Annotated in this window: 8 protein-coding genes; 5 read left to right on the plus strand and 3 right to left on the minus strand. The window is 66.3% G+C overall.

The genetic code is table 11. The features are described 5' to 3' along the window. Nucleotides 1–62 precede the first annotated feature (62 nt). Entirely contained in the window at nt 63–1,991 is a 1,929-nt protein-coding gene (locus tag ACWIGI_RS36415) for a hypothetical protein (protein ID WP_454208109.1), read from the plus strand. 770 nt (nt 1,992–2,761) lie between these two features. Here the strand turns inward: ACWIGI_RS36415 and ACWIGI_RS36420 are convergent. Continuing rightward, nucleotides 2,762–3,124 (minus strand): hypothetical protein, encoded by a 363-nt coding sequence (locus ACWIGI_RS36420; protein WP_454208110.1) that lies wholly within the window; start codon nt 3,122–3,124, stop codon nt 2,762–2,764. Nucleotides 3,125–3,354: 230 nt separating this feature from the next. On the opposite strand from ACWIGI_RS36420, the gene ACWIGI_RS36425 reads away from it, so the two are divergent. From ACWIGI_RS36425 to ACWIGI_RS36435, 3 genes are all read left to right on the plus strand, one after another. Then, entirely contained in the window at nt 3,355–4,764 is a 1,410-nt protein-coding gene (locus ACWIGI_RS36425) for a tetratricopeptide repeat protein (protein ID WP_454208111.1), read from the plus strand. Nucleotides 4,765–4,875: 111 nt separating this feature from the next. Beyond that, nucleotides 4,876–5,004: a hypothetical protein gene (locus ACWIGI_RS36430; protein WP_454208112.1), complete on the plus strand. Its 129-nt coding sequence runs from the start codon at nt 4,876–4,878 to the stop codon at nt 5,002–5,004. After that, nucleotides 5,001–5,249 (plus strand): hypothetical protein, encoded by a 249-nt coding sequence (locus ACWIGI_RS36435; RefSeq protein WP_454208113.1) that lies wholly within the window; start codon nt 5,001–5,003, stop codon nt 5,247–5,249. Before ACWIGI_RS36430 ends, ACWIGI_RS36435 begins: the two co-directional genes overlap by 4 nt. A 533-nt stretch (nt 5,250–5,782) precedes the next feature. Here ACWIGI_RS36435 and ACWIGI_RS36440 read toward each other — a convergent pair. Together ACWIGI_RS36440 and ACWIGI_RS36445 are read right to left on the minus strand one after the other, a co-directional pair. Beyond that, nucleotides 5,783–7,201, minus strand: coding sequence for an NlpC/P60 family protein (locus ACWIGI_RS36440; RefSeq protein WP_454208114.1), 1,419 nt, complete (start codon nt 7,199–7,201; stop codon nt 5,783–5,785). Between the two features lie 358 nt (nt 7,202–7,559). Further along, nucleotides 7,560–8,123, minus strand: coding sequence for an Rv1476 family membrane protein (locus tag ACWIGI_RS36445; protein ID WP_454208115.1), 564 nt, complete (start codon nt 8,121–8,123; stop codon nt 7,560–7,562). A 287-nt stretch (nt 8,124–8,410) separates the two neighbouring features. Between ACWIGI_RS36445 and ACWIGI_RS36450 the strand changes: the two genes are divergently transcribed. Further along, nucleotides 8,411–11,203, plus strand: a complete 2,793-nt coding sequence (locus tag ACWIGI_RS36450) for an aconitate hydratase (RefSeq protein WP_454208117.1) — start codon at nt 8,411–8,413, stop codon at nt 11,201–11,203. The last annotated feature ends 193 nt before the right edge of the window (nt 11,204–11,396 follow it).

Raw genomic sequence — 11,396 nt, forward strand, 5'->3', positions numbered from 1 at the left:
CACGCACGGTCGTGAAGGATCAGGGTCGGGCCCGCCGCTGCAATTCCAGGGAGGCTCGCCGAATGATCCGGACTCGTGGCGCGATGCCGATGATGGTGTCGATCATCCTGCTGACAGGTTGCGCGGGGCCGGAATCACCGCCTTCTCCCCCTGACGTCGGCAGAAACGCACCGATCGCGAGCGCCACCGACACCACGGTCGAGATCACGAAGTCGTGGACCGCGCTGGTTCCCGGAGGCGCGGTCCCGGCCGACACGACGTTGACGATTATCGACCGGACCCAATCCAACTCCGCCGAGGCGATCGGGCACGGTGCCGCCGACCTCACCCTGGCCTCGGGCCAACCCCGGACACCGATCACGCTGACTCTGCAACTCCCGCAACCGTTGCCACGCTCGTCGACGATGCTGCTCCTGGACGACACCGGCGCCAACGCCGACCCCGAACACGACCCGTCCGCCGCGACCGTGCGCACCGCCACCCTCAACGACGATCGCACGGTCGCGACCGTGCAGGTCGACCACCTCAGCGACAAACAGTGGTGGGAAGTTCCGATCGACAACGTGGCGCACTTCATCACCTCGGTCGCCGGTCAGCGCACCGACCCGCCGACCTGTGCGACGCAACCGCGCCCGAGCTGGCTCGAGAACGCCATCTTCACCGAGGGTCAGAACGCCCCACTGCTGGTGTGCACCGGGACCGACCCGAAGGATCCCGACACCGCGGTAGTCAAGATCAAGAACAACCGCGGCGGCGCCATGATCGTCACCGCGCCGGTGACTCCGAAGTGGGCCGCGCAGAGCCTCGCCACCGGCGACGGCAGCATATCCTCGGCGATCACCGACCTGCTGACCTTGACCACCGAACCGCTCGGCGTCCCCGCCGATGAACGACCTCGGACCTGGGTACTGCCACCGGGAGGCGGGGTCGATATCGGTTTCACCAGGGCGAGCCTGGAACAGTTCCGCGGAATCGCACCGATCACAACGAAATTCACCACGGCCTCGGCGGCATACGGAGTGATCTGGCAGCTGCTGTCCGCCGCGGTCGGCGACCCCGAACTGCTCACCGCGCTCGAGCTCGGCTTCATGGGTTCCTGCGTGCACGACGCCGGTCGAGACGTCCTCGACGCTCGCACCGCACAGGAGTTGGCCGCGGGCGTGGCCGAACTCGCGACGTGCGTCGTGGAGCTCGGACCCGACATCATCAAGGATGTTCAGAAGCGGGTCTCCCCCGACGTGTGGAAGCGGATCAGCGGACCGGCACTCAACAGGGCTCTCAACGTCGCCAAAACCAAGGTCCTCCCGCTGGTCACCGCCGCGCAGGCCGTCGTCGCCATCACCGACCTGGTCAGCACTCTGGCCCTCGACGCGGCGGCGTTCACCGTCACCCTGGTCACCGAAATCACCACACGCAACGCACCCAAACCAGCGGGTATCAGCGACTCCGACATCGCGAACATCACCATCCCGGCAGGAACGTGCGGGACCTCGGCACAGGGCTGGAACCAGACCGCGCCGATCGTCCTGAAAGACGGAAAAGGCGAAGCCAGAACCCCGACAGGCACTTTCGGCGGCGCATCCATCGTCCAATCCACGCTGCACGGTTGGGCCGACATCGACAACGACGGACTGTCCGACGCGGTGGTGGACGTGCACTGCACGGGCGGCACCCTCGCCCAATGCTGCGCCGGCCGGTCCTCACACCTGAGCTACATCGCCGTCCTCAACTTCTCGAAGGGACGAACGCCCACCCTCATAGGCGCCCCCATCAAACCGGGCACGTCACCCCTGACCGGCAAAACCTATGGGGCAGAACGCTTCATCACCGATACCCGGATCGACAGGCTATCGATCGTCACCGAAGAACAACTGATCTATGCCGACAGCACCTCGACCAGCGAACTCGGCTTTCCCGCTACCGCGACCGTCGAGGTCACACACAACTACGTCGACGGCCGATGGGAGTCCACCGAACGGGTGCTGCAGTGACGCCGGACAACGGCACGGGCAATTCCGACAGACCTAATGGAAATTTGCAGGTCGGAGGCGGTGTAGGTTCGCGCCATACATGGCCAATCATCTTTGCTCGATCTGCGGAAGTATCGATTTCTCACCCATTTGTCCATGGATTTCTCATAGACGATGGCCAATTCCTCAGGACAAGGTTCACCTGTCCGAGGACATACCTTGCGCCTTCCCTGCCAGGTACTAGTCCCGCTTCCTCGTAGGTTTGCGTACTCATCAAATTAGCTAGTGGCCGATCTAGTTGACATGTCACGACCTCACACCCACTGTGGGACTTAACTGTTCGCAATGGTCGACGTTCGTTGGGCCGCGGTGCGCACGGACTCAAAAGGCCACCGTCAGCCGCTGCTCGCCATCACCGACACTGACACCGCCATGAGCTGAGAGACGGGTGTCGCTGCAGTGCGGAGGCGAGCAGCAGCAGGCACAGTCAGGCTACAGCTGCCAGGGCGATGATCTGGCGTCGCAGTTGCTATCGGTCGTCGGTCGGCCTTACGTGGCCGGTCCACTCAACTCCGTTCCATCAGCGAGCATCGGGCCCGCCCTGCGGGTCGCAATCCCAGCCCTGCGACGGATTCTGAGCTGCGGATGAAGGGGCCGGTTGTGTGCTCGGCTGGGCCGGGGGCGGACGAACTGTCAGTTCCCGGAGGTGGCTCGCGTGCTCGTCGCCGCTCCGCAAGATCATTTGCACATATCGGTTCCCACCCCACCGTTCCACCTCACCTGGGAACAGATCACCGCGTGCGCGCTGGCCCCGGAATCGCAATCCCGAGACCACCGACGACGTCCTGCACGACGGTCTTGCCGCGCTGCGATCCCACCGCTACCTGGTGCCGTGCGAGGGCGGCTGCACGTTGGACGTGCCCGACGACGCGCACAAGCATGCCTTCAAACCCACGCGCTGACCACCGATCCCGCGTGCTGATGAGGTAGGCAACCCGAGCGATATCGTTCGCAAGTCCGCTCACCGACGCGCCGCCGGCAGGGTGCTCAAGCGAGCTCGAATGCCACCGAATTGATGCGCCTTCGCTCGCGGTCGTCGCCGCCTCACCGTGCGGCAGCAGCTGCTGAATCACCCGGCCGCTGACGAAATCCACCATGCACACCTGCCGCTTCGCTTGACACCTCCAACGCCGTGCCCTTGCCGAAGGTCAGAAAAGAACCCAATGGTCCTTGCGTACGCAAACAAACTAATCCGGCCTGACATTGCATGGTTCTAATCATTGGAATCCAGGGGACGAAAGTATATTCTCGTAGTAGTCCACCCGGTCGCGAGGTGGTTTCGGTCCATTGGGTAAACCCTGGACGGCACAGAAGCGGGGCTGACATGGTCGTCCGGTTGAGGTTGGGAAACTTCGCGGAAACGCCCGACGATCCGCTCGGTCGCGAGTACGTCGGCTGGTTTCCGCGCATGACCGAACAGGAGGCATGGGAATCCGGGCGCGGGATCTACAAACTCGGCCACGACCGCATCGACCGCGAACGCTTCGCCTTCGTCACCGGCGGCGGCAACGTCTGCGCCATCGCCGAGATCACCGGCCGCGACGAGCACGTCGGCGGCCGCGCAGCCCTGCGTGGGCAGCTTCTCGGCGCGGGCCACCCGCTCTATGACGCCTGGATCGGCCGGCCCGATCCCGTCGCCAACGCCTCCCGAAACCCGGTCGCCTATCAGCGCGTTTCCGAGGAAGAGCAGTTCCTCAGCCACGAATGCTATTGCGGCTGCGGGGAACTCGCGACCGGCGGCGACTTCCTGCCCGGCCACGATGTGCGCGCCATGCAGGACCGCGTGCGCCTGCTCTTCGAGGGCTCACCCAGGCGCTTCCTCGACTGGGTCGACCACACCCTCGCCGAATCGGGCGACCCCGACACCCTGGCCCAACTGGGACAGCTATACCTGCAGCGAAGGAACGAAGAACAGACCGGATCCCGACCGGAGAGCGAAAGGCTGGCCGCGCAAGGAGAAGACGCCGACGCGAAGCTGGATATACCGGCCCGTCTCGCCGAAGCCGAGCGGTGGCTGCGCCTTGCTGCCGACACCGGACGCTCGACCGCCATGACACTCCTTGCCATCTTGCTCAAGAACCGCGGTGAACTCGCCGATGCCGAGGCGCTGCTGCGGCGCGCCGCCGACGCCGGCGACACTGTCGCTACGGTCCATCTGGGCATCCTGTTACTGAAGCGCGGCGATGACGGCGAAGCCGAGCACTGGCTGCGCCGCGCCGCCGATTCCGGTGACGCCCGTGCCATGGTCGCCCTGAGCACGGTGCTTATGATCCGCGGTGTTCACCGCGAAGCCGAGCAGTGGCTGCGCCGCGCCGCCGATACTGGCAAACCTGGTGCCATGAGCGCTCTGGGCGAGGACCTTCTGATCCGCGGCGAACACCGCGAGGCCGAGCACTGGCTGCGCCGCGCCGCCGCCCGTGGCGACACCCGTGCCATGCTTCACCTCGGCATCCTGCTCAACGAACGCCACGGCACCCGCGAAGCCGAATCGTCACTGCGCCACAACCACATTCAGTGCGAGCAGCGGACGCGCGCCCGTTTGGTGGACGAATGGTGGACACACAAATTCGACACCCGCGCAAAGGCCGAAAGCGCCTTCGCTGGGATGTTCCTTATCCAGAACAAGCAGGACCTCCGCCGGGCCGCCGACGCGCTGCTCCAAGCTGCTGACGATCCGTCCCGCGACCCGTTCGGCAACGGCATCGCTTTGGTGATGATGCGCACCGACCGGTAGAAGCCGTTCCACCCGCCGCGGAACACGACGCGGCCCCTGCACAGGCGTCCAAACCAGCAGGGGCCGAACAGCACCCAGAAGACCGAACCGAGAAAGGCCCCAGGTACCAAGATGACTTTACCCTTCCGCACCGACCACGAACCCCCGCCACAGGCCCTGCACGTTGTCGTGATGGTCGGGGCGACAACCACTGCGCACATGGCCACCTCCCACCTGCTGACCACACGGGAGGGCACATGACCACTCCGTCACCACACCATCACATGACGCCACCGCCACCTCCCGGCCCCGGCAGCACCAAGGGACTGTGGGTCACGATAATCGCGCTGGCCAGTCTGCTGATCGCCGCTGTCGTCGACGTGCTGACCCAGCGTGCGGGCGCCGCGTGGGAGGCCGGTCTCATCGCCGGCGGTGGCGCGTTTCTCGGTGCGTGCACGTTGGGCCTGCTTGTGCTCGGCTTCCTGTGGCCGCCAAACCGTCCCTGATGGTCGAATCCAGCATTGGACAGCCAGAAGGCCCGGTCACCGACCGGGCCTTCGCATGTCGAATCCGTTGCGTACAAGTCGTATCGAGTGCGACAGAAATCGGCCTGGAGCCGGTTCCGAACCGGAAACTGTTAGATCCTAGTCCGCGAGAAGGATTCTCGTCATTTCGAGGCGGCTCTCGTACGCCACATGGCGACTCATCGTGGTCGACCAATACCAACCTGAGTAGTGCTTGCGCCCCTTCCAAGACCGGAATCCTCGCACCGGGCGGCCACTTATGACAGCATCAAAAGGCAACTGCCGCAGAGTTTTCCACGAACGTTCCTGTGTCACTCCGATATCGGACAGCGACCTCAGATCGAGGAACCACTCCGGCCAGGGTCGCCCTGGCCCCTCACAGCCATATGTACATGGTCTCACCGCGCAGGCGAACACTCGAGAGATCATTCTCATCTAAATGTCCAATTGGACAAGTTTCGGACATCTATTGAGACAGTGGACATCTCTTATGAGAACCTACACGCCGGCCACTTTCAGGCCGCGATGCGGACCGCGTACGGCATGATCCCATCCTCGCGGACCGGGGAAACCCGGATGACCTCGCCGGACTGTGGGGCCTCGATCATCCGGCCGCCGCCCAGATACAGAGCCACGTGCTGGGAGCCGCCGGGGCCCCAGAACAGCATGTCGCCGCGTTCGCGTTCGTCTACGGGAACCCTTGTGCCCATGGTGTATTGGTAGCCACTGTAGTGCGGGAGGGAGACGCCTATCCCGGCGAACGCGTAGATCATCAGGCCGGAGCAGTCGAAGCCGGTCTTCGCGTAGTCGCCGAACGAGTCGGCGGTCCCGCCGTCGCGGATGCCGAGGGTCGCGCCGTCCTCATCGCCACCGCCCCAGGCGTATTCGACGCCGAGCTGGGACATGGCGCGGTCGACCACCGTCTCCACCAGGGCCGAGCGGTTGCCGCTGGGACGGGTGGGTTTCTGGCCGTAGCGGGGGGCCGGCGGGGACAGGTCGGTCAGGGTGTGGGGACGATGGGTCTGGGCCGCTTCGGACGCCAGGCCGTTCGAGGCGCGGTCCGCGGCCACCCGGGCCGCGGCGTCGGCGGCCGCGGCGCGCGCGGCCACCTCCTCGGCCCGGCGCTGCTGATCCCAGGCTTCGAAGGCATCGCGCTGGCCCTGCAGACCCGCGACCTGTGAGCGCGCCGCGTCCAGGCGCTGTTGCGCCGAATCCCGCTGGTGCACAAGGTCGTTGCGGGCAGCGGTCGAGTGGTCGAGTTCGGACTGGGCCGCGGCCACCGCGGACTGGGCCTCGGTCTTCTTCACCTCGGCCGCGGCAGCGGCGCCGTCGGCGACCTGCTGCGCCTGTTTGGCGCCGGAGGTCTTGTTGGCCTGATCGACCTGCGCCCGGCGCAGCCCGGAGACCACCTCGCGCTGATTCGTCGACGCGATGGTCAGCACCTGGGCGCGCTCGAGCGCGATCTCGGGGCTGGGCGCGGACAGGTAGTTCACCAGCGAGTTGGATCCGGGCCGCATGTACACCTGGGTGACGAACCGATCGAACTCGTCGTGCGCGACCCCGACCCGATCACCGGCGTCGGCGAGCTCGAGCCGGCACCGTTCCACCGCGCGCGCCGCGTCGTCGGCGGTGTCGCGGGCCGTCTGCAGATCCACCAGCGCCTTGTTGACCGCTTCGCGGCGCGCGGCCACGGCGCCGTCGAGCTGCTGCAGCTGCTGTTCGACCGAGGCGACCTGGTTGATGAGCGCACCCACCTCGCCCACCCCGGCGTCCACCGTCGCGCCCGCGTCGGCGATCTCGCTGTCACTGGGATTGGGCGGGGGCGGCGGTACCGCGTGCCCGGTCGATGCCCCCACCGTGAGCACGGTCAACGCCACCAGCAACTCGGTAGCGACTCGAATCGGACGTTTTCGACGCTCGCCCTGTAATCGCATCGCATCCTCCCTGGTTCGTCCGGCCAAGGGGAACGACGGCTGCCGCGGCAGCTCTCACCACACGAGCCCCAGAGATAACATCCCATTTCACGGGACTCAAGAGACCCTTCCGACACTTCTTCCCCACGAGTGCCGTTGCGAAACGGTACGACACTTCCAGCACGCGCGGAATCAGCCACGCTGAGATGAACGAGCCGTAATTCACTCGTTGCCGATGATTTGCGGGTTTGGCCGCACAATTCCACACGACCAGGCCGCACGACCGGCCGGAAACCTGCCGGAGGTCAGCTCAGCGGGGATGAAGTGAGATTCGGGTCACCCGGGCAAGCGCCCGCTACGACCCGCGTGGGAGGAGCCCTCAGGCGACCGGCGTACGCGGGCGCTCGGACTCGACCGGCGGCAGCGGGGGCTGCGGCGCGCGGCGCATCTTGACCACCGCGAGCCCGGCGACCGCGCTCACGAGCGCGATCATCGCGACCAGCGTGATGAGCGTCCACGACACCGTCTCGGGCTGCTCGAGCCGGTCGACGAACGTCTGCGCCGCCTCCTCGGTGCGCTGCGGACCGCGATACTTGGCCTTGTCCTCGGCCCATTCGAGCCGCCCGCGGGTGAACGCGTCGCTATAGGTGCCGACCCAGTCGTCACTGAAGACCACCACGGTCCCGCCGGTCTGCTTGCCGACCTCGGTCGCGAGATCACGCAGCACCGCTTCGATGCCCGGATTGCCTTGAATCACGACGATGTTGAGGTCGATGCCCTGCTCACGCGCCTGCGCGGCGATGGCGGCGAGCCCATCCTGCTTCCGCCCCTCGGGCGCGGCGACATGATTGTCGGACAGGTCGAGCTCGACGACCTCGAGGTCGGTATTCGGCGGTAGTTCCGCCTTGACAGGCGTGAAAACCGAGGCGCGCGTGACGGTCACGAACGCACAGTACGCGACGGCTCGTCCGATCACCGCACCACGGCACGCCGTAAGCTGCACCTGTCCCGTTGGACGAGGCTCGCGCAGCCAACGCGAGCACCTCGACGCACCGCTGTGAGAGACTCCCGCGCTCCGGCCGGCACCGAACACGGCCCGCTCGGGGGCCGGTTGCGCTCACAGGACAAGCGTACTGTTAGGGTGAAGCACGGACGAGGCCCAGCGCCTCGACGAGCCATCGGCACAGCCCCGCCGGTGGCCCTCCCATTCACAGACGAGTGGAGCTGACAGTGACGAGTATCGATTCCTTCGGCGCCAAGGGCACCCTCGAGGTCGGAAGCAACTCTTACGAGATCTTCCGCCTCAAGGCCGTACCCGGCACCGAGAAGCTGCCCTACGCCCTCAAGGTTCTCGCCGAGAACCTCCTCCGCACCGAGGACGGCGCGAACATCACCGCCGACCACGTTCGCGCCCTCGCGAACTGGGATCCCAGTGCCGAGCCCGACACCGAGATCCAGTTCACGCCCGCCCGCGTGATCATGCAGGACTTCACCGGCGTGCCCTGCATCGTCGACCTCGCCACCATGCGCGAGGCCGTCACCACCCTCGGCGGCGACCCGAGCAAGGTGAACCCGCTCTCCCCCGCCGACATGGTCATCGACCACTCGGTCATCCTCGACGTGTTCGGCCGCGCCGACGCCCTCGAGCGCAACGTCGACCTCGAGTACGAGCGCAACGGCGAGCGTTACCAGTTCCTGCGCTGGGGCCAGGGCGCCTTCGACGACTTCAAGGTCGTCCCGCCGGGCGTCGGCATCGTGCACCAGGTGAACATCGAATACCTGGCCCCGACCGTCATGGTCCGCAACGGCCAGGCCTACCCCGACACCTGTGTCGGCACCGACTCGCACACCACCATGGTCAACGGCCTGGGCGTGCTGGGCTGGGGCGTCGGTGGCATCGAGGCCGAGGCCGCCATGCTCGGCCAGCCCGTCTCCATGCTGATCCCGCGCGTCGTCGGCTTCAAGCTGACCGGTGAGATCAAGCCCGGCGTGACCGCCACCGACGTGGTGCTCACCGTCACCGACATGCTGCGCAAGCACGGCGTCGTCGGCAAGTTCGTCGAGTTCTACGGCAAGGGCGTCGCCGAGGTTCCGCTCGCGAACCGCGCCACCCTGGGCAACATGAGCCCCGAATTCGGTTCCACCGCGGCGATCTTCCCGATCGACGGCGAGACCATCAACTACCTGCGCCTCACCGGCCGCAGCGACGAGCAGCTCGCGCTCGTCGAGGCGTACGCCAAGGAACAGGGCCTGTGGCACGACGCCGACAACGAGCCGGCCTACTCGGAGTACCTGGAGCTGGACCTGGGCACCGTGGTGCCGTCCATCGCCGGCCCGAAGCGCCCGCAGGACCGAATCCTGCTGTCGGACAGCAAGAGCGCGTTCCGCAAGGACATCACCACCTACACCAACGATCCGGTCCCGCACACCGCGCTGGACGAGGCGATCGAGGAGTCCTTCCCGGCCAGCGATCCGGTGGCCTCCGGCACCGCGTTCGACGACAACCCGGTTCCCAACGCCGCCAACGGCAATGCGGGCCGCCCGTCCAAGCCGGTCAAGGTCTCGGACCCCGAGCGCGGTGACTTCGTGCTCGATCACGGCGCCGTCGTGGTCGCGGGCATCACCTCCTGCACCAACACCTCGAACCCGTCGGTCATGCTGGGCGCGGCCCTGCTGGCCCGCAACGCGGTCGAGAAGGGCCTGTCCTCCAAGCCGTGGGTCAAGACCAACATGGCCCCGGGCTCGCAGGTCGTCGCCGACTACTACGAGAAGGCCGGCCTGTGGCCGTATCTCGAGAAGCTCGGCTTCTACGTGGGTGGCTTCGGCTGCACCACCTGCATCGGCAACACCGGCCCGCTGCCGGAGGAGATCTCCAAGGCGATCAACGACAACGACCTGTCGGTCACCGCGGTCCTGTCGGGCAACCGTAACTTCGAGGGTCGTATCTCCCCCGACGTGAAGATGAACTACCTGGCCTCCCCGCCGCTGGTCATCGCGTACGCCCTCGCCGGCACCATGGACTTCGACTTCGAGACCGACGCCCTGGGCCAGGACACCGACGGCAACGACGTCTTCCTGAAGGACATCTGGCCGTCCCCGCAGGAGATCGACGACACCATCAAGTCGGCGATCAGCCGGGACATGTTCACCAAGTCCTACGCCACCGTCTTCGACGGTGACGAGCGCTGGCAGGGCCTGAACACCCCCGAGGGCGACACCTTCGCGTGGGACGAGAACTCGACCTACGTGCGCAAGGCCCCGTACTTCGACGGCATGTCGATGGACCCGAGCCCCGTCACCGACATCAAGGGCGCCCGCGTCCTCGCGCTGCTCGGCGACTCGGTCACCACCGACCACATCTCCCCCGCCGGTCCGATCAAGCCGGGCACCCCGGCCGCGCAGTACCTGGACTCGCACGGTGTGGAGCGCAAGGACTACAACTCCCTGGGCTCGCGTCGCGGTAACCACGAGGTCATGATTCGCGGCACCTTCGCGAACATCCGCCTGCGCAACCAGCTCCTGGACGACGTCTCGGGCGGTTACACCCGCGACTTCACCCAGGAAGGCGCGCCCCAGGCCTTCATCTACGACGCCTCGCAGAACTACCAGGCCGCGGGCATCCCGCTGGTCGTGCTGGGCGGCAAGGAATACGGCTCGGGCTCCTCGCGCGACTGGGCCGCCAAGGGCACCAGCCTGCTGGGCGTCAAGGCCGTCATCACCGAGTCGTTCGAGCGCATCCACCGCTCCAACCTCATCGGTATGGGCGTCGTGCCGCTGCAGTTCCCGGCCGGGCAGTCCGCCGCGTCGCTGGGCCTGGACGGCACCGAGGTCTTCGACATCTCGGGTATCACCAAGCTGAACGAGGGTGTGACTCCGAAGACCATGCAGGTGACCGCCACCAAGGCGGATGGTTCGAAGGTCGAGTTCGACGCGGTCGTGCGCATCGATACCCCCGGTGAGGCGGATTACTACCGCAACGGTGGCATCCTGCAGTTCGTGCTGCGCAACATGATTCGCGGCTGATGCACTCCCCGCACGTTGCGGGGATGAGCCGATGATTCGCGGCTGAAAGGCCCCTTCCCGCTGCGGCGGGAAGGCTCGATACTCGGCTGAGAAGGGCTGTTTCACAGCCGAGTTCGGTGGTGGGCACGATTTCGCGCCCACCACACGATCCCGCTGGGATCGTTTCGCTCGTCGCTAGTGCGGGATCGCGCAC

The organism is Nocardia sp. NPDC055321 (genome assembly GCF_053645575.1).